The sequence below is a fragment of the Myxococcus sp. AM011 genome, assembly GCF_013372595.1.
In the GTDB taxonomy this organism is placed as follows: Bacteria; Myxococcota; Myxococcia; order Myxococcales; family Myxococcaceae; genus Myxococcus; species Myxococcus eversor.
The window spans coordinates 1-23276 of record NZ_JABXEM010000190.1 but is presented as its reverse complement, the minus strand read 5'-3'; the positions used below and the strand labels follow the sequence as shown (position 1 = coordinate 23276).

20 protein-coding genes are annotated in these 23276 nt (G+C 70.4%); 4 read left to right on the top strand and 16 right to left on the bottom strand.

The features are described 5' to 3' along the window. Together HUW62_RS32230 and HUW62_RS32225 are read right to left on the bottom strand one after the other, a co-directional pair. Window positions 1–1564: M50 family metallopeptidase (locus HUW62_RS32230; RefSeq protein WP_176436580.1), on the bottom strand; the 1564-nt coding region annotated here is incomplete at its 3' end. A gap of 16 nt (window positions 1565–1580) precedes the next feature. After that, on the bottom strand, window positions 1581–2003 hold the full coding sequence (locus HUW62_RS32225) for an NUDIX hydrolase (RefSeq protein WP_176436579.1): 423 nt from the start codon (window positions 2001–2003) through the stop codon (window positions 1581–1583). A gap of 69 nt (window positions 2004–2072) precedes the next feature. On the opposite strand from HUW62_RS32225, the gene HUW62_RS32220 reads away from it, so the two are divergent. The 3 genes from HUW62_RS32220 (at window position 2073) to HUW62_RS32210 (ending at window position 6213) form a co-directional block, all read left to right on the top strand. Beyond that, window positions 2073–2552 carry a hypothetical protein gene (locus tag HUW62_RS32220; protein WP_240356752.1) on the top strand — a complete coding sequence of 160 codons (480 nt, stop codon included), beginning with the start codon at window positions 2073–2075 and terminating at the stop codon, window positions 2550–2552. A 67-nt stretch (window positions 2553–2619) separates the two neighbouring features. Next, complete coding sequence (gene acs, locus HUW62_RS32215) at window positions 2620–4575, top strand: acetate--CoA ligase (RefSeq protein WP_176436578.1); 1956 nt, start codon at window positions 2620–2622, stop codon at window positions 4573–4575. A 282-nt stretch (window positions 4576–4857) separates the two neighbouring features. Continuing rightward, window positions 4858–6213 (top strand): aminotransferase class I/II-fold pyridoxal phosphate-dependent enzyme, encoded by a 1356-nt coding sequence (locus HUW62_RS32210; protein WP_176436577.1) that lies wholly within the window; start codon window positions 4858–4860, stop codon window positions 6211–6213. 101 nt (window positions 6214–6314) lie between these two features. Here HUW62_RS32210 and HUW62_RS32205 read toward each other — a convergent pair whose 3' ends face one another. From HUW62_RS32205 to HUW62_RS32140, 14 genes are all read right to left on the bottom strand, one after another. Next, on the bottom strand, window positions 6315–6944 hold the full coding sequence (locus HUW62_RS32205) for a histidine phosphatase family protein (protein ID WP_176436576.1): 630 nt from the start codon (window positions 6942–6944) through the stop codon (window positions 6315–6317). A 62-nt stretch (window positions 6945–7006) separates the two neighbouring features. After that, window positions 7007–7642 carry a hypothetical protein gene (locus tag HUW62_RS32200; RefSeq protein ID WP_163868320.1) on the bottom strand — a complete coding sequence of 212 codons (636 nt, stop codon included), beginning with the start codon at window positions 7640–7642 and terminating at the stop codon, window positions 7007–7009. Beyond that, window positions 7639–8523, bottom strand: coding sequence for a ribonuclease HII (locus HUW62_RS32195; protein ID WP_163868321.1), 885 nt, complete (start codon window positions 8521–8523; stop codon window positions 7639–7641). Before HUW62_RS32195 ends, HUW62_RS32200 begins: the two co-directional genes overlap by 4 nt. Before the next feature lie 270 nt (window positions 8524–8793). Next, on the bottom strand, window positions 8794–9177 hold the full coding sequence (locus HUW62_RS32190; protein ID WP_163868322.1) for a carboxypeptidase-like regulatory domain-containing protein: 384 nt from the start codon (window positions 9175–9177) through the stop codon (window positions 8794–8796). Between the two features lie 43 nt (window positions 9178–9220). Further along, entirely contained in the window at window positions 9221–10672 is a 1452-nt protein-coding gene (locus HUW62_RS32185; protein WP_163868323.1) for a tetratricopeptide repeat protein, read from the bottom strand. A gap of 12 nt (window positions 10673–10684) precedes the next feature. Further along, window positions 10685–12454 (bottom strand): M61 family metallopeptidase, encoded by a 1770-nt coding sequence (locus HUW62_RS32180; protein WP_176436575.1) that lies wholly within the window; start codon window positions 12452–12454, stop codon window positions 10685–10687. 24 nt (window positions 12455–12478) lie between these two features. Next, window positions 12479–14026 (bottom strand): RsmB/NOP family class I SAM-dependent RNA methyltransferase, encoded by a 1548-nt coding sequence (locus tag HUW62_RS32175; RefSeq protein ID WP_255203763.1) that lies wholly within the window; start codon window positions 14024–14026, stop codon window positions 12479–12481. A 133-nt stretch (window positions 14027–14159) separates the two neighbouring features. Then, a complete protein-coding gene (locus tag HUW62_RS32170; protein WP_176436574.1) occupies window positions 14160–15800 on the bottom strand; it encodes a metallophosphoesterase in 1641 nt (546 codons plus the stop codon). Window positions 15801–15928: 128 nt separating this feature from the next. Continuing rightward, window positions 15929–16714, bottom strand: a complete 786-nt coding sequence (locus tag HUW62_RS32165) for a hypothetical protein (RefSeq protein WP_176436573.1) — start codon at window positions 16712–16714, stop codon at window positions 15929–15931. Further along, window positions 16711–17418 (bottom strand): DUF4956 domain-containing protein, encoded by a 708-nt coding sequence (locus tag HUW62_RS32160; RefSeq protein WP_176436572.1) that lies wholly within the window; start codon window positions 17416–17418, stop codon window positions 16711–16713. Before HUW62_RS32160 ends, HUW62_RS32165 begins: the two co-directional genes overlap by 4 nt. 12 nt (window positions 17419–17430) lie before the next feature. Continuing rightward, window positions 17431–19146, bottom strand: coding sequence for a dTMP kinase (gene tmk / locus HUW62_RS32155; protein ID WP_176436571.1), 1716 nt, complete (start codon window positions 19144–19146; stop codon window positions 17431–17433). A gap of 6 nt (window positions 19147–19152) precedes the next feature. Then, window positions 19153–19866: a VTC domain-containing protein gene (locus HUW62_RS32150; protein WP_163868330.1), complete on the bottom strand. Its 714-nt coding sequence runs from the start codon at window positions 19864–19866 to the stop codon at window positions 19153–19155. Window positions 19867–19881: 15 nt separating this feature from the next. After that, the gene (locus HUW62_RS32145) at window positions 19882–21195 is read right to left on the bottom strand and encodes a hypothetical protein (protein WP_176436570.1); all 1314 of its coding nucleotides are present in this window, start codon (window positions 21193–21195) and stop codon (window positions 19882–19884) included. A gap of 213 nt (window positions 21196–21408) precedes the next feature. Then, window positions 21409–21954, bottom strand: a complete 546-nt coding sequence (locus tag HUW62_RS32140) for a hypothetical protein (RefSeq protein WP_240356756.1) — start codon at window positions 21952–21954, stop codon at window positions 21409–21411. A 196-nt stretch (window positions 21955–22150) separates the two neighbouring features. Here HUW62_RS32140 and HUW62_RS32135 point away from each other — a divergent pair. Further along, window positions 22151–23276, top strand: a 1126-nt coding sequence (locus HUW62_RS32135; RefSeq protein ID WP_176436569.1) for a serine/threonine-protein kinase, incomplete at its 3' end; no start/stop codon positions are given.

Below are 23276 nucleotides of genomic sequence, written 5' to 3'. Positions count from 1 at the left end.
GTGCGGTGGTTCCAGGCGCTCCCGGTCTGCCTGTCGCGGGGGAGGGTGGATTCGTTTCGTTTGTCGCGGGGGCACCCGGTCCGCCTGGCGGGGTGGTGGCGGGTGCTGCGGAGCCCGTCGTTCCCGCGTCGGTGGGAGGAGTGGTTCCGGCGACAGCGGGCATGGGGCCGCCCGGGCCCGAGGGTCCGGCGGCTCCGGTGACAGCTGGCGCAACCGAGCCACTCGCACCGGTGGCAGCAGGCGGAATGGGCGCACCTGCTCCAGCGACAGCAGGAGGAACCGCTCCACTCGCGCCAGTCACAACAAGCGGAGTCTGCGCACCTGCTTCCGTTACAGCAGGCGCGCCGGGTCCAGTAGCGCCCGTGACACCTGGCACCACGAGACCACCAGGGCTCGTGACGGCAGGTGCGCCGATTCCTCCGAGGCCGGCAGGCGCCGTCGTCGAACCCGCGACGACAGGCGTGCCCGTTCCAGGTGAGGACGGAGTTCCAGTCACCGGAGTCGTCGCCGTGGCGGCCTGCGTCCCCCACCTGAACCGCTCGGGCACCGCGCCTCGAATCTCCGCGGCGGCCACCGCGACGATGACCGCTGAAATCGCGAGGAAGCCCACCGTCTGCGCCACGGTCTCCACGCGCGGCGGCAGCTTGCGGCCGCTCGCCACCTCAATCATCAGCAACAGCACCCGCCCACCATCCAACCCGGGCACCGGCAACAGCGTCAGCAACGCCAGCGCCATCGATGCGGCCACCAGGGCCCGCAGCACCGAGTCAGTACCCGAGGACGCCGCATCCGACGACTCCTGCCGCACCAGCGCTCCGGGCCCCGTCGGGCCTCCATGTGGCTGGCCACCGCGCACCAGCCGCACGAACATCGCCCCGCCTTCCGACGCGAGGTTCATCGTGTGGACGAACGCATGGCCCAGCGCCTCGCCCGGCGCATGCGAGCGATAGACGTACTGCTGACTCACTCCGATACGTCCCGCGCCGCGCTCATCCGCGCGGGGCCGCACGCTCACCGTGCGCGACTCCCCGTGCCGACCCACCCGCAGCTCCAGCGTGCGGCCCACGCCCACCGCCACCTTCTCCACGAACTCCTTCCAGGTGCGCAGGGGCTGCCCGTCCACCGTGTCGATGCGGTCTCCCGGAAGCAGTTGCGCTCGCGCCGCCTCCGAGCCGGGCCGCACCGTGCCCACCGTCAGCGGCACCACCACGTGCGTGCCGGACGTGTACAGCGCGAAGAGGACCCCCAACGCGAACAGGTAGTTGGCCAGCGGACCCGCCAGGATGATGAGCGCGCGACGCAGCGGCCCCATGGCCCGGAAGCTCACGGCCTCGTCCGCGTCCGCGCGGTGCGGATTCATCCCCTGGATGTGCACGGTGGCGCCCAGCGGCACCGCGCCCACGACGAACTGCGTCCCTCCCACCCGGAAGGACGCCATCGGAGGACCAAACCCGAAGACGAACCGAGGCACCCTCACGCCGAGCAACCGCGCGGCGACGAGGTGCCCCAATTCGTGCAGGGCCAACAGCGCCCCGAGGGCGAGCAGGACGAGTGCGTAGTGCATCCGGGACGGCCGCTCCCTACAACTTCCGCCGCTGTCCGGTCCGCTTGTATGCGCGGTAGTCGGAGAGGATGGTTCCGTGGTCGAAGCACAGGTCGTTCGGCAGCGCATCCAGCGTGAAGGTGCGCGCCTCCGCCGCGTCATCGGAGCCCCGCGGCTCGCCCTCCGCCGTGCCGATGTAGACCGTGGACAGCGTGTGCTGCCGGGGGTCTCTCTTCGGGTCCGAGTACGTGAAGAACTGCTCCACCAGCTTCACGTCCATTCCCGTCTCTTCCTTCACCTCGCGAATGGCCGCCGCGTCCAGCGGCTCGCCTTCGTCCACGAACCCGCCCGGCAGGGCCCAGCCGATGGGCGGATTCGCGCGACGGATGAGGACGATGCGTTCTCCCGGCAGCTCGATGATGCAGTCCACCGTGGGTTTGGGGTTGCGGTATTCGGGCATGGTCCCCAGTCTACCCCGACCTCCACGTCCGCACTGCACTCGATGCGTCCGTGGAGTATGGTGCGCGCCGTGTCCACCGTGAGACGCTTCCGCCTGCTCCTGCCCGCCCTTCTCGTGAGCGCCATGTCGGGCTGTGTGCCCTTCCACCAGGACGCGGGGGAATATGAATTCACCCCCGTGGAGATCTTCCGCGACGAGTGCGGCCTCTTCGCCGCCAACCAGGACCAGTTCCGCGGCGCCCTCCAAGTCACGGGGCGCGTCGTCCGCCTGGACTTCGGACTGCTCAACATGCAGCTCATCGGCTACTTCCTCGCCGAGGGCGACGACTTCGCCATCGACGGCACCATCGTGAACGCCTCGGCCAGGGTGCGAGGGCAGGAGTGCCTGCTCGACGAGGCCAGCTTCCACATCGACGCCACGACGCAGTGCGGGACGCGCTTCGACGGGGTGATGCGCGTGCGCTACGAGGCGACGCAGCGGCCCGCCGAGTGCGCCTGCGAGCTGTGGATGCGTTTTGAAGCCGTCAAGGAAGCGAAGCGCTGCGAATAGCGTGCTTGAGCCTGGGCTCGCGGGTTCCTAGAACAGAGGGGCTGTCGCCCACTCCGTGGAGGAGCCCATGGCTGAAACGCACGATGAGATTGTCTCGGTCCTATCCGAGACCCGCGTCTTCCCACCGCCCCAGGCGTTCTCCCAGCGCGCCCACTTGCGGAGCATGGAGGACTACCAGCGACTGTGGGACGAGGCCGCCAAGGACCCGGACAAGTACTGGGGAGACCGCGCTCGCGAGGAGCTGTACTGGAAGGAGCCCTTCAAGACAGTCCTCGACTGGAAGCCGCCGCACGCGCGCTGGTTCGTCGAGGGGCGCACCAACCTGGCCTACAACTGCCTGGACCGGCACCTCGCCACACGCCGTGACAAGCCCGCCATCCTCTTCGAGGGCGAGCCCGGAGACCGCCGCCGCATCACCTACGGTGAGCTGTCCACGCAGGTGAACCGGCTGGCCAACGGCCTCAAGTCGCTGGGCGTCAAGAAGGGTGACCGCGTGGGCATCTACCTGCCCATGGTGCCCGAGGCCGCGGTGGCGATGCTGGCGTGCGCGCGCATCGGCGCGGTGCACTCGGTGGTGTTCGGCGGGTTCTCCACGGAGGCGCTCCAGGAGCGCATGAACGACGCGGGCGCCAAGGTGGTGCTCACCGCCGACGGCGGCTGGCGCAAGGGCGCGGTGGTGCCGCTGCTCAAGAACGTGGAAGCCGCGCTGAAGAGTATGACCACCGTGGAGAAGGTGGTGGTGCTGCGGCGCACCGGCGACTCGCTGTCGCTGAACGACTCGAAGCTGGTGGCGTGGGACGCGCTGGTGAAGGACCAGTCCGACACTTGCGAGCCCGAGTGGGTGGAGAGCGAGCACCCGCTGTTCATCCTCTACACGTCCGGCTCCACCGGGAAGCCCAAGGGGGTGCTGCACACCACGGCCGGCTACGCGGTGAACGCATCGCTCACCACGCGCTGGGTGTTCGACTTGCGCGAGGAGGACGTCTACTGGTGCACCGCCGACGTGGGCTGGGTGACGGGGCACAGCTACGTCGTCTACGGGCCGCTGATGAACGGCGCGACGACGGTCATCTACGAGGGCGCGCCCACGCACCCGGGGCCGGAGCGGTTCTGGGACATCATCGAGCGCTACAAGGCCACCATCCTCTACACCGCGCCCACCGCCATCCGCGCCTTCATGCGCCTGGGTGACGAGCACCCGCGCAAGAAGGACCTGTCCTCGCTGCGCCTGTTGGGAAGCGTGGGCGAGCCCATCAACCCCGAGGCCTGGATGTGGTACCGCGACGTCATCGGCGGCGGACGCTGCCCCGTCGTGGACACGTGGTGGCAGACGGAGACGGGCTCCATCATGATTTCGCCGCTGCCTGGCGCCACGCCCACCAAGCCCGGCTCCGCCACGCTGCCGCTGCCGGGCATCCACGCCCAGATTCTGGACCGCGAGGGCAACGTGGTGCCGAAGGGGCAGGGTGGACTGCTCTTCGTCACCCAGCCGTGGCCCTCCATGCTGCGCACCGTGTACGGCGACCCGGACCGCTACGTGCGCACGTACTTCAGCGAGCTGCCCGGCAAGTACTTCACCGGCGACGGCGCGCGCACCGACGCGGACGGCTACTTCTGGTTGATGGGCCGCGTGGATGATGTCGTCAACGTGGCTGGCCACCGCCTGGGCACCGCCGAGGTGGAGAGCGCTCTCGTCTCGCACGCCCGCGTGTCCGAGGCCGCGGTGGTGGGCCGCCCCGACGACTTGAAGGGCACCGCGTTGGTGGCCTTCGTCACGCTGAAGCAGGGCCACGCGCCGTCGCCCGAGCTCAAGAAGGAGCTGGCCCAGCACGTCTCCAAGGAGATTGGCGCGATTGCCCGGCCGGATGAAATCCGCTTCGCGGAGGCGCTGCCCAAGACACGCTCCGGGAAGATCATGCGCCGGCTGCTGCGCGACGTCGCCGCGGGCAAGAAGTCCTCCCAGGACACCACCACGCTCGAGGACCTCAACGTCCTCGCCACGCTCCAGCAGAACGACGAATAGCCACACACCCGACGGGTAGGGTGGGGGCTCTCTTGGAGCCCCGCCCTCGTCGATGGGACGTGGGAACTCGGGTGTTCTAAGGGGAACTACTCAGGTCGGACTTTCCCTGGATTTCACTCGACGTGCGAAGTTGAATCCGCGCTCATAATCCGAAATAATCAGGTGTTGAGGAGTTGTTGACACTGGAAGATTGCAGGGGCATTAAAGGCCGCGCTCGACCCCCCCGAGCCGACGCCCCAGGTCCTCTTCCGCGTCGTCATCCCTCCCCCCTCGGATGTGTCCATGAATCTCCGCGATCAGCTCGACTCGCCGCTGTTCACCCATTTCATCGCCAATTACACGCACCCGACGGGGCCCGATTTGCTGGGCCGCACGGAGGCGTTCTTCGAGTGGCAGGAGTCGCGGCGGCAGAGTGGCTTGTGGCCGTACTCGCGGAGCCTGGAGGGGGCGCCCACGGCCGAGTGTGCCGTGCGAAGCGAGACAGGGGTTGCGCGGCAGGGATTGAATTTCGGCTCGCAGGATTACCTGGCGCTGTCGACGCATCCGTCCGTGGTGGAGGCGGCGCACCGGGCCATCCATGACTTCGGCGTGCACAGCGCGGGCTCCGGGATGTTCGGTGGCAACACGGCGCCGTCGCTGAAGCTGGAGCAGGCGCTCGCGGAGCATCTGGAGATGCCGCATGTGGCGCTGTTCGCGACGGGGTGGGGCGCGGGCTTCGGCGCCATCGCCGGGCTGGTGCGTCCGGAGGACCACGTGGTGCTGGACGCGCTGTCTCACGCGAGCCTCCAGCAGGGAGCGAACGCGGCGACGCAGAAGGTGAGCCGGGTGCCGCACCTGAACAACCGCGCGATGCGCCGCAAGCTGCAGGAGTTGCGCGCCACCGACACGGCCAACGGCATCCTCGTCGTCACCGAGGGTCTGTTCTCCATGGACTCGGACGTGCCTCGAATCGAGGAGCTCCAGGGCATCTGTCACGAGTTCGGCGCGACGCTGCTGGTGGACGTGGCGCATGACCTGGGCGCGCTGGGGCCTCGGGGCACGGGCAGCCTGGGCGCGCAGGGGCTGCTCGGGAAGGTGGACCTGGTGGTGGGCTCCTTCTCCAAGACGTTCTCGTCCAACGGTGGCTTCGTGGCGACGCGCTCGGCGGCGGTGCGCCAGTTCGTGCGTGTCATGGGCGGGCCGCACATCTTCTCCAACGCGCTGGTGCCCGTGCAGGCCGCGGTGGCGATGGAGTCGCTGCGCATCGTCCGCTCGGAGGAGGGAACGATGCTGCGCGCGAAGGCGATGGAGAACATCCTCGCGCTGCGCGCCGCGTTCGCCGAGCGCGGGGTGAAGTGTCTGGGCGAGCCCTCCAACGTGGTACCCGTACCGCTGGGCGACCCGAAGGTGGCGCGCGTCGCATCCAAGCTGGTGTTCGAGCGAGGTGTGTTCCCCAACCTGGTGGAGTACCCCGCGGTGCGCATCCGCGAGTCCCGCTTCCGCATGCAGGTGATGTCGTCGCACACCGTGGAGCAGATGAAGCAGGGCGCCGAGGTGGTGCTCACCGCCGTCGAAGAGGCTCGTGCGCTGCTCGCGGCGCCCCAGCCGAGCCCGTTACGGGTGGCGCGCGCCGATTCAGGCAAGCGCGCTGAGGTCTGAGTCTCTCGCGCCGAGTCGGGCGGGTGTGCTGTGTCTGTGTCTCGCGCGCCAGGTGTCGAGGTGCGCGGCTTCGTGCGGCCCCACGAAGCCAGTCGTGACGCTCAGGTGTCGTCGAGGCTGTCGTCGCGCAGGTGAGTGATATCGCCCCACGTCACCAGGCGGAACGCGCCCTGGTGGTAGTCGAACTGGTTCCAGCAGGCGTTGAGCACCGAGAAGGCGCGCGGCGTGTTGGGCGGAATCCCCAGGCTGTGGCGGAAGAAGCTGCTCAAGACGCCCCCATGGGTGACGACGACGACGCGCTCCCCGGGATGGCGGCTGCCCACTTCCTCCAGGCACTCCACCGCGTAGCCCAGTCGCTGGGACGTGCTCTCCCCTCCGGGGACGACGTAGTCCGGCGCGTTGGTGGCGTACGGGCCGAAGATTTCGGGGTGGCGCTGGTTCGCCTCCTCCCGGGTGAGCCCCTCGAGGATTCCCAGCCCGCGCTCCCGCAGCCTCGCGTCCGCGTGGACCTCGTGCCCCGTCTTCGCGGCGATGCGCCGGGCGGTCTGCAGGGCCCGGCCCAAGTCACTGCTGTACAGCGCGGTGAAGGAGAGGGTGGACAGCCGCGCCGCGAGCGCGTCCGCCTGACGCAGCCCCTCGGCGCTCAACGGGCTGTCCCGGTGGCCCTGGAGCAACCCCAGCGCGTTCCACTCCGTCTCGCCGTGCCGCAGCAGGATGAGCTCGGTCTTCATGCCCGAAGCCTGACGACAGGCCCCGGGCGGGGCAAGGACTCCGTGCGTGACGTGTCAGCGGCTCAGCGTGCCCTCTCCATATGCGTCATGCCTTCCTCCAGAAGTGCCGCCACGCCCCGGCGCACCACATGGACGACCTTGCGGCTGTAGGCCGGGCCTCCATGGGTGTAGTGCCCGCTCACCTTGTGGTGCAGCTCCGTGGCGCCCCACACCAGCACCAGGTCCGCCCACTCCAAATCACTCCGGGCCCGGTCCGACGTGCGCCGCTCGGTGCCGTCCACCATGCGCAGGTCGATGTGGTGGCCCAGCTTCGCCTCCAGCTCCTCGCGCACCGCCGGAGAGCCGCCCACCACCACCACCTTGCGCACGCCCAGGCGGTTGCACGTCTCCACGAAGGCGACCTCCGCCCGGTGGTTGGCCGAGCCTCCGCAGCGCGCGCAGTGGCTGCGAGGCTCCACCCGCAGCGGCTCGCGGCCACTGGCCTGCGCCACCTTGAGGCACGCGCCATCCGCGCACACGGGGAAGAATCTCCCGTCGAGCACCTCCGCCGCCTTCTGCAGCTTGGGCTCGCTCATGCGCACCTTGCCTGGACGCGTGAGGCCCGCATCCTCCAGCACGCCGCGGGCGCGTACTCGCGTCTCCGTCAGCGTGATTCCTCGGTCCGACAGCCAGCCGTCGATGTCGCGGTCCGTGCTCATGACTCTCTCCTCGTGGGAGACGGCACGGCGGCGAACAGCTCCGCCTGCACGGGGGAAGTTTCGGAAGGCGCCGTCACCAGACCCAGCGCTTCTCTCACCGGGCCGAAGCTGCGCCGGTGGATGGGCAGCACGCCCTTCTCCTTCAGCGCCTGGACATGGCGCGCCGTTGGATAGCCCTTGTGCTCCGCCAGGCCATAGCCCGGGTAGCGCGTGTCCAGCTCCGCCATCAGCTTGTCGCGCGTCGTCTTGGCCAGGATGGAGGCCGCCGCGATGCTCATGGAGAGCGTGTCGCCCTTGATGATGCCGCGCTGGGGCGAGGGGCACTGCGGAATCGTCCGCGCGTCCACCAGCACGTAGTCGGGCTTGAGCCCCAGGCCCTCCACCGCGCGGCGCATGGCCAGCAACCCCGCGTGGTAGATGTTGAGGCGGTCAATCTCCTCCACCTCCGCGTGGCCCACCGCCCAGGCGACGGCGTCGCGTTTGATTGCGACCGCCAGCGCCTCGCGCTTCTCGGCGTCCAGCACCTTCTTGGAGTCGTCCAGCCCCTTGAGCCGGTAGCTCCGGGGCAGCACCGCCGCGGCGGCGGTGACGGGGCCTGCCAGCGGTGCCATGCCCGCCTCGTCCACGCCCGCGACGTGGATGTGCCCCTGCTCCCACAGCTCCGTCTCGAAGCGCAGCAGGTGCCGCAGCCGCTGACCCTCGGAGCGGTTCTTCTCCTGCCGGGCCCTGATGCGCCGGGCGAGCGCCTGGGCGCCCCGTCGCGGATCCGCGTCGAGCGCCTCCAACAGGCCGTTCGGAACGGGGTTCGCCTGGGTGACGAAGCGCTCGGTCAGCTCACCGAGGGCACACTGAAGCCACTGTTCCCGGCTATCGATGGACATGCTTGCGGACCCGAGCGGCTACCGGAACGGTAGGACTCCCCGATGAGGGAACGCGGTGCCCACCACAACACGTCCCCACCGCCGTACACACGGGAGCGCCCGACTGGTGGGTGGCTCCGAGGACGGGGGAGTGACGCGACGAGGCGGGCATGCGGGTCTGACGCATGCAGACAGCCGTACCGCAGGCGACCGGCTCAATTCAACCTCCCCGGTGATTTCTCCCGAGGAAATCACTGGGAAGCCCGGAGAAGTTGGAGGCCAGATGAGTTCCTACGGACTCAGCTCCAGCGTCAATTCGGCCGGTTCAGGTACGCAGTTGCAGGTGTCACACACCCATTCGACGCGCGATGCGGGCGAAATCTTGGAGCCGGCGGTGGCGACCACTCGTACCGGGCTGGGGGCGAGCCGCTCATTGACGGCGGTGGTGACGCCGTCGCCGTCGGTGACGCCGGAGACGCTCGCGTTGGAGGTGAGGTTGGTGGCCGTGACGGTGGCGCCACGCACGCGCGCGCCGTCCGCCGAGACGACCGCCACGCGCAATGCCATCAGCGTCGCCTCGCAGTCGTCGAGGCCGCGCTCCATGCGAGGCGCGTCATCACATCCCGCGAGCAGGCTGAGTCCGATGAGCCATGAGAGTCCACGCACCCGAATCATGCGTGGAAGGTGATGACGGCGCGCGCGCTCGGCAATGCCCGACTCAGTCGGAAGTGAGCCTCGTGCGTTCACCTGCGTACCTTGCGGCGCTGGTGTCGGGGTAGCGGTGCAGCACGTACCGGTACACTTCCTCCGCGCGGGCCGTGTCGTTCATCCGCTCGCCCAGCACGCGCGCCAGCATCACCAGGGCGCGGGGCGCGGTGGGTGAATCCGGTGCCACGTCCGCCGCCCGTTCCAACGCGGTGACGGCCAATGGGAAGTTTCCTTCCACCGCCGCGGCCTGCCCGATGAACAGGTGGTGCTCCGAGGGCACACGCGAGGAGGGAAGTTGCTCCAGCGCGGCATAGAGCTCCAGGGCCCGGGGCACGTCGCGCGCGCCCACCGCTGTCGCCAGGGCGGAGAGCTGCTCGGTGGCGTCCACCCGTGTCGCTGGGGCTTCCTCCGGAGGCGAACCCGGTTCCGCGCGGCCTTCCGTCAGGCCCCCCATGGCGTGGAGCGAGGGCGCGTCCCGCAGCGGCCGGGTGCTCCCCAGCACGGGCTCCAGGTAGTCCCGGGCGTCTCCGTAGCCCACCTGGTCCCCCCGGACGTACAGGAGCAGGCCCAGCACGTGCGCCGCGAGGAACGGCACGACCAGCGTGACGCACTCCGACAGGAAGCGGGAGATGACCAGCCACTCCAGCGCGCGGAGCCCGCCGGCCACGGCATGGGCCACGCCCTGGAGCAGCACCAGCACCGCGAGGGTGGCGGTGGTCAGCAGGTAGTCGGAGCCCAGGCCCCGGGCCAGGCCGAGCACCAGGCGCGGGTCCAGCATGCGCCACGGCGGCTGGCCCGTCGCGGCGAGCAGGAGCCCCATGGGCAGCCACAGGCCGCCCACCAGCAAGAGGCCCCAGAACACGGGGTCCGAGAGCAGGCCCGGCGGCAGCTGCCACTGGAGGAACCAGGCGAAGGCGTCCAGCTTCGCGGAGGCGCCGCGGTGGGCCAGGTATCCGTAGGCGAGCGCCGGAAGGCTCGCGAGCACGAAGACCATCAGCCCGCGCAGGCCGGGGATGATGGCGTCGCGGAACACGTCGTTGAAGTCGGGGATGTCCAGCGACGTGTCGCCGCGCGCGGACTCCCGCACCAGGCCGAAGAACGTCGCCCAGAACAGGCCTCCATAGAGCGCGATGAGGGGCGCGCGCATCATCAGGAAGGACATCTCCGTGAGCCAGCTCACCACGGTGAGGAACAGGCCGAGCGCTATCAGGAGCTGGAGCCCGGCGGCGGAGAAGGGGTAGCGCCAGGCCTTCTTCAGTCGGTGCGACAGCGGCACCACGCCCCGGTGGATGCTCAGGGTTCGAGCATCGCCACCGCACAGGCCGCACGCTTCCAGCTCCACCGTCTGGACGCGGCGCCCCACGGCGCACTCGGGGCACAGCGCCGCGCCGCAGGTATTGCAGCGCCATCCGGCGAGGGCCTTGGGATGTCGCTGACAGAAGGACGGGGTGGAGTGTGGCATCCGCCCGGCAGCCTACGTCGTGCCAGGGGCCTCGTCCCAGGGGGCTCCGAGCCAGACCTGGTACGCGGACTTCTGCGCCTCGGTGGGCTTGTCCACGCGCGAAAGCCACACGGCCTCCACGGGCTTGGCGCCCAGCACCACCGGGACTTCCAGCAGCTTGTCGCGGCGGAACACCGTCACCCGCACCGTCTCCCCGGGCCTGCGGTCCTCGCAGCGGCTCATCAGCGCGGCGCCGTCCGCCTTCCAGTCATCGAGCGCCACCACGTCGTCCTCCGCGTACAGCCCCGCCTCCTGCGCCGGCGAGCCTTCCAGCACCGTGGCCACCGTGGCGTTCCCCTTGAGGGTGACGCCCAGCCAGCCCTTCGGCTTGGACTCCTTGCCCTTGGGCGGCGTGCCACCCCTGTCGCTCGCGGACTCCCGGGTGCGGAAGTTCATCTCCAGGCCGACGTGCGCCAGGACGGAGTAGTCCAGCTCCTCCGTGGTGCGCAGCGCGCGGTCGAAGAAGGGCGTCAGGTCCACTCCCGCCACCTCGCTCGCCGCCGCCTCCACGCCGTCCTCATTCACTCCGGAGCCATCTCCGTGGCGCCGCCACAAGAGCCGCAGCACGTCATCCAACCCGCGCGCGTCGCTGGTGGCCCGGCGGATCTCCAGGTCCAGGAGCGCCGAGACGACTTCGCCCTTCAGGTAGTAGGAGATGGCGCTGTTGGGCGAGTTCTCGTCCGGCCGGTAGTGCTTCACCCAGCTCAAGAGCGACGCCTCCAGCAGCGTCTGCGTGCGCCGGCCCGGCGTCGAGTGCAGCGCGGTGAGCGTCTCCCCCAGTCGCGTGAGGTAGCGCTGCGCGGACATCAGCCCCGCGCGCCGGACGATGAGGTTGTCGTAGTACGCGGTGGTGCCCTCGAAGGCCCACAGCAGGGAGGTGTAGTTCTCCTTCGAGTAGTCGAAGGGCACCAGCGCCCGGGGCTTCACCCGCTTGACGACCCACAGGTGGAAGTACTCGTGCGCGGCCAGCGTCAGCAAGTCCTCCCAGCCCCGGCCGGTGGACAGCGCCGTGCGAGGGAAGAGCAGGGCGGTGCTGGCCTGGTGCTCCAGGCCTCCGCGCCCCTTGTCCGTCAGGTACAGGAGGAAGAGGTAGCGCTGCATGGGCAGCCCACCGAAGAGGCGCGCCTGCACCTCGCACAGGCGCTGGAAGTCCGCGCACAGCCGGTCCGGGTCCGCCGGCGTGTCACCCCAGACGACGATGTCGTGCGGCACGCCCGCCGCGGTGAAGCTCAGCGGCGTGTGGGGGCCCACCTCGAAGGGGCTGTCCACCAGCGTGTCGTAGTCCGGCGCGATGAAGGCGCCGCCGCGCTGGCCCAGCGCGCAGAAGGTGCTCCAGCCCTGGGGCGCCTCCACCGTGACGTGGTGCTCCAGGCCGCGCGTGGCCTCCGTGTAGAGGAACACGGTGGCGCCGTTGAGGTACGCGTGGGTGCCGTCCACGTGGCTGGTGCGCACCGTCAGCTCATTGGCGTAGACGCGGTAGCGCAGCGTGACGGCCTGGCCTCCGGCATTCACGCGCCAGGTCTGCTTGTCCACGCGCCGCGCCGTCAGCGGCGAGCCGTCCTGCGTCGTCGCCGTGAGGTCCTGGACGTGCCGCGCGAACTCGCGCACCAGGTAGCTGCCCGGCGTCCATACCGGCATCAGCGCGTCGAGGACGGTGGGGCCCGCCGGGAAGGTGACCTCCACATCCACGAGGTGCGAGTGGGGCCGGGGCAGGGTGACGCGGTAGCGGACGCAAGGGGACATGGCCGGGCCTTTCTTCCAGGCAGGCTACTTCGCTCGGACGAGGACGGCGCCGAAGAAGCCGTCGGTGCCGTGGAGGTGCGGCGCCAGGCGCAGGAACGGGCCGGGGCCCACCTTGGCGCCCAGCTCCGGCCCCAGCAGCTCCGCCACCGGGCGCACGGTGTACTCGGGGTGCCGCGAGAGGAAGTCCTCGATGACGGCCTCGTTCTCCTCGCGCAGCACGCTGCACGTGCCGTAGATGAGCCGGCCACCGGGCTTCACCATCCGCGAGAAGCGCTCCAGGAGCGCCTTCTGCCGGGCCACGTGCTCGGCCAACTGCTCGGGCGTCAGGCGGTAGCGCGCGTCCGGCTTGCGGCGGAACGTGCCGGTGCCGCTGCACGGCGCGTCCACCAGCACCCGGTCCGCCTTGCCCGCGAGCGAGTCCAGCGAGGAGTCCGCCTCCGGCCCCTCCGCGGCGATGAGCTGGGCGCGCACGTTGTGCACCCCGGCGCGGCGGGCCCGCTTCTTGAGGTCCTCCATGCGCCGCGTGTCGATGTCCAACGCGTGCAGGTCTCCCCGGTTCTTCATCTGCGCGGCCAGTTGGAGCGTCTTGCCGCCCGCGCCCGCGCACGCATCCACGACGCGCGTGGGAGGCGCGTCCACCAGCATGCCGAGCAACTGGCTGCCCTCGTCCTGGATTTCGAGGAAGCCCTCGCGGAAGGTCTCCAGCGAGAAGACGTTCATGCGCGTCTCCAGGTGCAGGCCCATGGGAGACAGCAGGGAGGGCTTGCACTCCACCTCCTCGGTGGCCAGGCGCTTCGCCAGCGCGTCGCGGTCCTCCTTGAGGAGGTTGGCGCGGACGGTGAGGGGAGCGCGCTCGTTCATCGCCTCGGCGGCGCGCGCGGCGTCCTTGCCGTACAGAGCGAGGAAGCGCTCGGCGAGGAAGTCCGGCAGCGAGGCGGCGATGGGGAAGCGCTTCTTCTCCGGCAGGGCCTCCAGCGCGGCGGCGGCCTGGGGCAGCGCGCCCAGGGCGGAGGCATCCACGGACGTCAGCGACGAGGTGCGCGACACATCGCCCAGCGCTTCACCGTGGAGGATTCGGGAGGCGGCCAGGCGCAGGACGTCCTGACGGGTGGAGTCCAGCGACTCGAAGCCCGGGTGGGCGCGGGACAGGAGGAAGTCCACCGTGCGCTGGCGGCGCAGCAGGGCGTAGACGCGCTCGGCGACGGCGCGGCGCTCCGACGAATAGAGGTTGGTCTTCCGGCGCAGCGTGAAGTCCAGGGCCCGGTCCGACAGGCGGCCTTCATGGCGCACCAGCGCGTACGCCTCCAGGCAGGCCTGGAGCACCAGGTCCTCTCTCACGGGCCGGGGAGAGCGCGCCTGCTCCTTGAGCGTGGGCTTCTTGCTGTGCGGACGCTCGTTGGTGGACTTCTTCGCGGTGTGGTGCCGCGAGGTCGCGGAGGGGCGCGAGGTCCCCGAAGAGCGCGAGGCCCCGGAGGAGGGGCGCGAGGTCCCCGACGAGCGCGAGGTCCCGGAGGAGGGGCGCGAGGTCGCGGACGAGCGCGAGGTGGGGCGGGATTTGGATTTCTGGGCCATGGCTGCAGGGGCCTTTGCATCCCCCGGGCGGGTTGACAAGCGGGGAAAGCAAACCCGGGTGGTCGGGGACGCTCGGTCCACCGACACACCCGGGCGGGGAGCTCGCTCACCCGAGGGGAGCGAGGGAGGGGGTTCAGGGGCGCTGGCTGGCGCGGCGCCGACGGAGCAGACCGGCCACCAGCAGGCCCGCGGCGGGGAGCAGGGCGGCGGTGGGACCCGCGGCGCAGCCTCCGCCGGAGCCGCCTTCGTCGTCGGTGCTCGGCGTGCCCGTCGTCGGCGGAGAGGGGCGGTCGTCCGGAGTGCCCGTCGAGGGGGTCCCGGCGTCGGTGCCGCCACCCGTCTCGCCACCTGACGCCGCGCTGACGGTGACGACGGACGTCGCCGTGCGCGTCACCGCGCCGAAGGCCGCCGTCGCCGTCACCGTGTACTGGCCGGCCTTGGCGTAGGTGTGCTCCGCCGTCATGCCCTCGGCCGAGCCACCGTCTCCGAAGTCCCACGTCACCGGGACGTCCGAGGACGTCGCCGCGCGGAAGAGGGCGCGGTGGGGGGCCACGCCGCGCTCACCCTCCACCGTGACGGACAGGGCATCCGCCGGGGGCGGCTGTTCCACGGGGGGCAGGTCCTTGCGCAGCGTGAAGCTGTCCAGCACCTTCTCGTCCGTGGTGATGAGCTTCGCGGTGAGCACGCCCTCCACCACCTCCACGTCGAGGAAGCCGTGCGCCTTGTTGTCGCGCACCTGGCTCCAGCTCGGCTGGCCCACGGAGAACGCGCGCAGGGCCGCGCCGCCGCCGCCCACCACCAGGTACGGGATGCCGCCCGAGGACGCGACGCCGTCACCCTGCATCAGCTTGCTGCGCTCGTAGTTGTGGTCATGCCCCGTCAGCACCAGGTCCACGCCGTACTTCTCGAAGAGGGGGCCGAACTGGCGGCGCATGGTGAGCTGCGAGCCGTGCTCGCCGCTGGACCAGGGCGGGTGGTGGAAGAAGACGACCTTCCATGGCTGCGTCGTCCCGGCCAGGTCCGTCTGCAGCCACGCCTTCTGGTCCGCCAGCGAGCAGCGCTCCGCGGACGACAGGCCAATGGCGCAGTTGGAGTCGAGCGACACGAAGTGCACGTGCCCCCAGTCGAAGGAGAAGTAGCGCTCCGAGCCCGCCGGGTTGTTGGTGGGCATGTAGAGGTTGTCCAGGTACGGCTGCCCCTGGTCCGTCACGTACTCGTGATTGCCGGGCGAGGCGAAGAGAGGCACTTCCGCCAGCAGCGCGGCCATGGGGGCGAAGAGGTGGTCCTGGAAGTCGGCCTCGGTGCCATCCGGGTAGGCGTTGTCACCCAGGGCCACGAACAGCTCCGGCTTGCGCGCGAGCATGTCGGCGGCCACCAGCTTCTGGTCCGAGCCACCCGTGCCGAAGTCACCCACCGCCGCGAAGTGCACGCGGCGTGTTCCGGGCTCGGGCGCGGTGGTGAATCGCTTGGTCGGCGTCTTGAGGCCGCAGGCGCTGACCTCGTAGGAATACTCCGTGGCGGGCTTCAGGCCGGTGAGCACCACGGCATGGACGCGGCCGGAGGCCTCCGAGCGGGCGACTTCGCTCACCGCTCCCACGCCGTACCGCACCTCGGGCGAGCAGTTGGCCGCCAGTCGGAACGCCACCAGGGCGGTGTCCGGTCCGACTTTCTGGAGGTAGGGGTCGCGAGCGAGGACGCCCGCGGAGGCCACGCCCGACACCAAGGTCAGGGCCACGGCCAGGGGAAGTGGGTTGAAGCGGGTCTTCCGATGCATGCAGCCTCCTCCCGAACCATTTCGGGACGGAGGCCCAACCGTTCACTCGGCGACCTTCATCCGGTGAGGAGACAGGCGCCAGGCGGCGAGGCAGGCCCTCGCACGCCCCACGCCTGTCCCACCGGGCGCTACTTCTTGATGTCGTAGGACGCGAGGTCCTCGGTGCGCTCACCCTCCTCGCGCACCTTGCCCACGCCGGGCACCAGCCAGTACGTGCGCTCCTTGCCTTCCTTCACCTCGCCCGCGTCAGTGAGCTTCTCGCGGCGCACCTTGATGGCGTTGGTGAAGGTGCCGGCCCGCGTCTGCACCGTCACGCCCACCTCCTGCACGCGCCACGTATAGGTGGGGTCGCTGTCCTCCTTGCTGCCGTCACCCATCACCGTCAGCTCCTGCACGGCGCTGGTGAAGGACCAGGGCAGGGCGGCCGGCGCGCGCGCCAGGGACTTCACGGTGGCGGGGGCCCACGTGGTGGTTCGCACCTGGACGCCGTCCCGGTGGTCCTCCTCGCGAAGCCGCACCACTAGCCCGTTGCTCTGCTCCAGCTGCCAGGAATACTCCTCGTAGAGGATGCCGGTGGCGACGCGGTCCTGCCGGCTGTGCACCAGCACGCCCGTCGTCCCCGCCGGAGCCCCCGGCACCTCGCGCGGCCCCTGCACCGTCACGTGCTTCTGGAAGTTGCCATGCACCGGGTCCTGGATGTCGTAGACCCACGTGGAGCCCGTCGTGAGCGGCCACAGCGTCTTGGACTCATCCGGGTTGTTGTCGTTCGGGTTCTTGCCTCCTTCACCTGGCAGTCCCACGTCTCCGCCCGGTCCGGAAGGACCGGGTCCATCTCCGCCCGGCAGGCTCCCTCCACCACCACAACCCACGAGCAACCATCCGGCCGCGAGCGCGACCACCCACCTGAGTCTCATGTCAGCTCCTCCCGTGTCCCCTTGGGGCCTACCGCCGTCCACCGCAGCCCCCGCAGGGGCGTGCCCTCCGTCCGTCCCAGCGCCGCCGTCAGCGAGCCGGGTACGGGCTCCTCCACTTCCAGCTCCAGCCGCCGCCCGTCGAAGTCGAGCGCGCAGCTCTTCACCAGCACGTTGCGCTCGCCCAGCGCGCTCCTCAGCGACGCCTCCGCGCCCACCAGGTCATCGGCCTGCGCGGACACCAGGAGCCGCTGCTTCACTGGCGCCACGGGCGCCTCCCGGTTGAACAAGTCGATGACGAACAGCAGCGCCGCGACGAACATGGTGCCCACGCCCGCGAGCCCCAGGCTGCCGTGGCCACACGCCATGCCCAGGCCAATCATCAGGAAGAGGATGGCCGCGTCGCGCGGGTCCTTGAGACCAGAGCGGAAGCGCACGAAGCCGCCCAACCCCACCAGCCCGAAGGCCTTGGCCACGCTGTCGCCGATGACGGCGGTGATGACCGCCGCCGCCGCGCACAGCAGCACCTGCGCCTGAATCATGTCCGCCTTCGGCAATGCCCGGCGCATGAGAAACCGCCAGGGCCGCAGCGACAGCACCGTGCCGATGAACGCCGCCGCGAGCATCCGCGGCAGCATCACGGTGATGGACAACGCACTCATCTCCGCCTTGGCGCTCTCGAAGAGCGCCGGAATCGTGGCCTCCATGTCGGGGCTCCTTTAGAGCTCGACCAGCTGTGTGGCCGCTTCCGCGACGACGCGGCTTGGGCGGACCGTGGTGCCCCGGCCGTCGAGCGTCGACGCCGTGGCGATGACCGCATAAGCGTTGCGCAACACCGGCAGGCTCGTGGGGCTGGCCTCCAATACCCGTGAGATGAGCGTGCGGGCCTCGGGCCCCAGCGGCAGCCCCTTGAGCGAGGACAGCACGGTGGCGGGCCAGCGCTTCGCATGCTCCACCCGCAGCTTCCACGCCCGCGGGTCGTTCATGCCATCCACCGAGTCCAGCGCCTCCTTCGTCTTCGGTGCCCCGCGCTCGCGCAGCGCCCAGGCCTCTTCCGAGTCGAGCCCCGTCAGTGAGCGCAGCACCAGCTTCAGCGCCTTGCCCGCCAGTGCGTCGCGCAGTCCGCGAGCCACGGGCGTGTCCAGCCCCTGGGTGCCGCGCAGCACCGCCAGCCGGTCATGGGGCAGCAGCACCTCGCGCAGCGCGTCCGCCCGCGCATCCGTCAGGCCTCCCAGGCTGCGCGCCACTTCCGTGTACAGCGAGCGCTGCACCCCGGCCTCGCGCACCACCCAGGACTCCTCGCCGTCCACGCCGGAGAGCCCCAGCAACACGTCGCCCAGGCGTCCGTCCTTCATGCCGCGCTCGCGCAGCGCCCACGCCTGGGGCGAGCTGTCGCCCTTCAGTCCCTGGAGCACCTCCGACGGTGCCTGGGCATACAGCCGCTCGCGCATCATCGACGCTCGCGCGCCGGTGATTCCACCCAGTCCAACCGCCACCTGCGCGGGGGACAGCGGGGCCAGCACCTCGCGCAACGTCCACGCCGCGTCATCGCCCAGGCCCTGGAGGCCCCGTGCGATGAGGGCGGGGAAGCGCTCCACGAAATCCAGCCGGCGCTGGTGCGCCCGGAGCCCGGGAAGGCCGCCCAGCATCCACACCGCGAGCGACGGCTCGCGCACCTCCACGGTGTCCAGGGCATGGAAGAAGCGCGCCTCCACGTCCTCCACCGCGACGGGGCCCGAGTGCACGGGCGTTGTCGGCACGGGGACGATGCGCTGCACGGGCGTGTCACGCCCCTCCAGCCGCGCCACCACCGCGTCCACCAGCCGCTGCTCCAGCACGTGCAGCGGCGCGTCGTTGTTCTCCAAGATGAGCCAGCGCCGGGGGTCCTCCTTGGCCAGGGCCAGGAAGGACTCGCGCACGCGCACCGCCAGGCCCGCGCCCGCCAGCCCCTTGCGGCTGTCTCCGTCCGAGCTTCGCCCCGACTGGGACTTGCCCAGTCGCTTGCGCCACCGCGCGAGGTCCGGGTCCACGTCCACGAGGATGACCAGGTCCGGCCACAGCCCCTGCGAGGCCAGCTCGCACGCGGGCCGCAGCTCCGACATGGGAAGTCCCCGGCCACCGCCGCTCAGCGCGAGCTGCGAGTACAGGTATCGGTCGGTGATGCAGACTTCGCCCCGCGAGAGCGCGGGCGCCACCACTTCCTCCAGTTGCTGCGCGTCGCGCGCCAGGTTGAGAAAGAACTCCGCGCGTGGCGACATCTCCAGCAGGCGCGCATCGCGCGTCAGCTCCCGTACGCGCCGGGCCGTGGACGAGCGCAGCTCGCCTCCTTCCCGTGCGTGCGCCACCCGGTAGCCGAGCTTCTTCAGCCTCCCGGCCAGCAGGTTGGAGAGCGTCGTCTTGCCGCTGCCGTCAATCCCCTCGAAGTCGATGAACACGGTGCCTTATCCCCTCGCGACCCCATCCACGGCGAAGGCGTGAACCTTCGCCATCCCCTCAGCGAACTTGCTGTACGTCGGCGCGCCGCCCGGATTGAGCGACGACAGCCAGTCGGGCAGCTCCTGCCCCAGGTGCTTCACCTCCACCACCACGCGCCCTTCGTTCCACAGCGGTGGTCCCAGCCGCTCCGCCGTCAGGGCAAGCTGGGACAGCGCCAGCTCCGGGGCAACGTGGTGGTAGCCGATGTCCCTGTCCACCGTCACCCGCCACGCCTGCGACGCCTGATACACGTGCCGCTGGTACGTCACCGCCAGCACCGGCGACAGGCTTCCTCCGGTGATGAGCGGCAAGAGGCGCGCGCCCCCTCGCAACACGCGCCCCAGGTCCGAGCGCGGCACCCAGACCCGCCGCTTCTGCGTGAGGCCGTGACGCTCGCGCTTCACCTCCAGCACCACGCGCTCCACGCCGCCAGCACCCACGTCCGGCGAGTACTCCTTCGTGCGGACCTTGAGGCAGTCCTCCGGCGTGCGCAGCGCGCGCGACGCCAACGGACAGCCCGGCCGGTCGAAATAGACGGATACGATTCGCGTGGGCCGCGGCGCCTGTCCGCCCAGCTCCATCGACAACCGCGCGCACAGCGCGAGCGCGGCCTGCTCCCCGAGCACCAGCTTGAACTCACGCCGGAGTCGGGTCACTTCTCCCTCGGCGAACGAGAGCATGACGTGTCTCCGTGACTAGAAGCGGGTGGCGAGCTGCAGCGAGTACTCGAGGCCCGGCGCCTCGTCTCCTGGCCGCAACGCGCGCTCCACCTGGAACTGCCCCCGAAAACGACTCCCCAAGAGAAGGTTGAGACCCCCGAGCAGCGAGTGGCCCCGACCTTCCACATCCCCTCTCAACTGCAACCCCTCCGCTCCCACCACCGGCTGGAGCGCCCACTCCGTCGTCACGGGCACGGTCCAACTCGCCAGCAGCAACTGCGCGGTGAATGGACCCACGGGCAGCCGTCCCGTCACGACTTCACCCGTCACGTTCAGCCCACCGAACTTGAGCTCCGCGTCCGCGGCCACCGCGTGCCGCCGCGCCCTGTCCAGGGCCTCCGCCACGTACGTGCTGACGCCCAGGGTGAGCATCTTCTTGATCGGACGCACGCTCACCCGCCCGGCCATGTCCTCCTTGGTGCGCACGCCGAGCTCGTCCTTGGAGCCCTGGAAGACGCCCGCGGACACGCGGACATCCCAGAGGCTCTTGAGCCGCACCTCGCCCATCAGTCCCATCCGACGGCCGCCCAGCTCGTGCGTGCCGCCCAGGTAGTCCTCCACCAGGCCGCGTCCCTGGATGGGAAGGCTCCACGAGCCCTCCAACCGGCGCTGGAGGAAGGGGGCCTTGAACTGGCCGCCATAGAGGCGGAAGCGCTTGTCGTCATCCGCGAGGCGAACGAAGGCGTCCTTGAGGATGTTGGAGTCCGCGAGGTCCGCGCTCACCTCGGCCTCCAGGTTGGGCAGCGACGTGCCCACGCCCACGCGCGCGGAGGGGATGCTCAGCGTGCGCTGGTACTTCGAGCGCTCGTCCGCGTTGGCGCGCGCGTAGACGCGGCCGAAGACGCGCACCGTCTGCACCTCGTCCTCGGGCGTGTCGTCGAGCGCGGTGGCGTCCTCGCCCAGCGAGTCCTCCTGCTGCGCGCCGGGCTTCGACTTCTTCTTCTTCTTTTCCTCCGGCGAGGGCTGCGCGCCCGTCGGCGGCACCGGGCTCACCGCGCCGCTGGAGTCTCCCGGCTGGATTCGCGGCGGCAGGGCCTGCGCCAGCGCTCCTTCCGGCAGTTTGTCCTGGGAGGGCTCCAGGGGCTCGGAGCCCTCCGGTGGTCCGCTCTCGGGCGCTTCCACTCCATCCACCACGCCGCCCGAGAGCGGATCCTCCACGGCCACCGCACCAGAGGTGTCCAGCCCCGCGTCGCTTCCGGAGGCCTGGGCCTCCGCGAACGCCGGTCCACTCAGGAGGACCGCGATGAGGAGGCCCCGCCTCCCTAGATCATCCACCCGCCACCCGCCCATGTCCCCGCCTCCCCATCGCAGCCGGGAGAGCTCTTGTGCAACTGCGATGCCCGAATCGACAACGTCGGGTGCAGGACGGCGGTGGACGGCGAGCGCCCGGACCAGGGCGGGAAAACGTCGTGACGAGGGCGTTACATGCCCACGGGTGGGAACGAAAGTTCCACCGCGCGGGCAGCCGGCCCTGTACGAATGTCGATCAGCCGGTGGAAGGAGTTACCGGTCGGACGCCGCATCCGTCGGCGGGACGGTGGAGCCGCTCACCTCGGAGGGCGCGGCAGGCGCGGTGGGCTCCGCCGGGCCTGCCGAAGCAGGCACCTCGGCGCTGTCGGACGTGCCCGCGGGCGAGGTCGGGGCCTTCAGCCGCCGTATCGCGCCCCGCACACCCCACACGAGCGCCGTGCCAGAGGCCAGGATGAGCAGGCCCCAGCTCAACCCCTGAGGCAACGGCCGCGAGGCCACCGTGACGTAGCCCGTCAGCACCTTGAGGTGCAGGTTCTGGTAGCGGACCTCCAGCTCATAGAGGCCGGGCTCGTCGAAGGTCAGCTCCGTGTGCCAGTTGACGCCATCGCGCGTCAGCGTCTTCGTCACCTGGGCGGGCGAGTCCTTCAGGTGCACCGTCACCGTCAGCGGGCCGGTGAACTCGGCGCCCTGGAACGCGCCCACGTGGAGCGACAGCAGCGCGGGCTCTCCCTCGCGGGGGAGGGCGGGGTGAAGCGTACCCTGCAGGCGCTCCTCGGCATCCGCCCAGCGCAGCTCCATGACGTCGCCACGCCTCTCCAGGCGGAGTTGATCCGCACCCGGAGTGACGGCGAGCGCACCCGTCGCCAGCAGGCAGGCAATCAGCGCGCCGGCCGAATTCCGTGCGAGCCACCTTTGCCTCGGCGGCCGGTGTCCTCTAAGATGGCGACCCCTATCGCATTCCATCTGAGCCAACTCCCCCGGCCAGAGTACCGGGATGAACCCTCAATCATTCGGGAAATATCAGCTCCTGAAGAAGCTCGCCACCGGCGGCATGGCCGAGGTGTGGCTGGCGCGTCAGTCGGGCATCGAGGGGTTCCACAAGAACCTCGTCGTCAAGCGCATCCTTCCGCATCTGGCGGAGGACCGTGAATTCGTCGAGATGTTCCGGAACGAGGCGCTCATCGCGGCGCGCTTCAACCATCCGAACATCGCGCAGGTCTACGAGTTCGGCGAGGCGAACGGCACCTACTACATCGCCATGGAGTTCATCCACGGCGAGGACCTGGGCCGGGTCATGCGCAAGGCGGCCAGCGCGGGCCAGTGGATAGCGCGTCCCCTGGCCATCCGCATCGTCGCGGCGGCGTGCGAGGGCCTGTACTACGCCCACAACCGCACGGACGACGCCGGCCGGCCGCTGCGCGTGGTGCACCGGGATATCTCGCCGCAGAACATCCTCATCAGCTTCGACGGCTCGGTGAAGCTGGTGGACTTCGGCATCGCCAAGGCCGCGGACCAGGCGTCGCTGACCAAGTCGGGCGCCATCAAGGGCAAGTTCGCGTACATGGCGCCGGAGCAGGCCGCCGGCAAGCCGCTGGACGGGCGCGCGGACATCTTCGCCATTGGCCTGGTGCTCTACGAGCTGCTCACGGGCGTGCGCCCGCTGAAGCGGGACTCGGAGCTGGCCACGCTCCAGGCCGCCATGGAGTGCGCCATCCAGCCGCCGTCGCAGGTGGCGGACGTGCCGGAGGAGATGGACCCGGTGGTGATGCGGGCCGTCACCAAGAACGCGGATGACCGCTACCGGGACGCGCGGACGTTCCAGACGGCGCTGGAGGAGATTCTCGTCGGCCAGCGCTGGGTGGCGGGCTCGGTGCAGATCTCCGAGCTGATGGAGACGCTGTTCGCGGACCGGCTCGCGGATGAGAAGGCCCAGGGCCAGGTCGTCCCGGTGGACGACGATGCCTCGGGCAGCTCGGGCTCGCCGGTGCCTCCCCCGCCTCCTCCTCAGGAGCGGGGCCGGGGCCGTCCGTCTTCCGCGGACATGAGCTGGGACGCGCCTCCGGGTGAGGCGTCCGCGCCTCGTGAGCGAGGAGGCCGTGCCCCGCCCTCGCGCTCCGCTC

Bases quoted from the DNA above. Each gene is read 5' to 3' on its own strand.
- HUW62_RS32165 (WP_176436573.1), bottom strand. From the start codon at position 16,714: ATGAGACTCAGGTGGGTGGTCGCGCTCGCGGCCGGATGGTTGCTCGTG.
- HUW62_RS32210 (WP_176436577.1), top strand. From the start codon at position 4,858: ATGAATCTCCGCGATCAGCTCGACTCGCCGCTGTTCACCCATTTCATC.
- HUW62_RS32150 (WP_163868330.1), bottom strand. From the start codon at position 19,866: ATGCTCTCGTTCGCCGAGGGAGAAGTGACCCGACTCCGGCGTGAGTTC.
- HUW62_RS32205 (WP_176436576.1), bottom strand. From the start codon at position 6,944: ATGAAGACCGAGCTCATCCTGCTGCGGCACGGCGAGACGGAGTGGAAC.
- HUW62_RS32180 (WP_176436575.1), bottom strand. From the start codon at position 12,454: ATGTCCCCTTGCGTCCGCTACCGCGTCACCCTGCCCCGGCCCCACTCG.
- HUW62_RS32225 (WP_176436579.1), bottom strand. From the start codon at position 2,003: ATGCCCGAATACCGCAACCCCAAACCCACGGTGGACTGCATCATCGAG.
- acs (WP_176436578.1), top strand. From the start codon at position 2,620: ATGGCTGAAACGCACGATGAGATTGTCTCGGTCCTATCCGAGACCCGC.
- HUW62_RS32195 (WP_163868321.1), bottom strand. From the start codon at position 8,523: ATGTCCATCGATAGCCGGGAACAGTGGCTTCAGTGTGCCCTCGGTGAG.
- HUW62_RS32190 (WP_163868322.1), bottom strand. From the start codon at position 9,177: ATGATTCGGGTGCGTGGACTCTCATGGCTCATCGGACTCAGCCTGCTC.
- HUW62_RS32200 (WP_163868320.1), bottom strand. From the start codon at position 7,642: ATGAGCACGGACCGCGACATCGACGGCTGGCTGTCGGACCGAGGAATC.
- HUW62_RS32175 (WP_255203763.1), bottom strand. From the start codon at position 14,026: ATGGCCCAGAAATCCAAATCCCGCCCCACCTCGCGCTCGTCCGCGACC.
- HUW62_RS32140 (WP_240356756.1), bottom strand. From the start codon at position 21,954: ATGGAGCTGCGCTGGGCGGATGCCGAGGAGCGCCTGCAGGGTACGCTT.
- HUW62_RS32160 (WP_176436572.1), bottom strand. From the start codon at position 17,418: ATGGAGGCCACGATTCCGGCGCTCTTCGAGAGCGCCAAGGCGGAGATG.
- HUW62_RS32185 (WP_163868323.1), bottom strand. From the start codon at position 10,672: ATGCCACACTCCACCCCGTCCTTCTGTCAGCGACATCCCAAGGCCCTC.
- HUW62_RS32170 (WP_176436574.1), bottom strand. From the start codon at position 15,800: ATGCATCGGAAGACCCGCTTCAACCCACTTCCCCTGGCCGTGGCCCTG.
- HUW62_RS32145 (WP_176436570.1), bottom strand. From the start codon at position 21,195: ATGGGCGGGTGGCGGGTGGATGATCTAGGGAGGCGGGGCCTCCTCATC.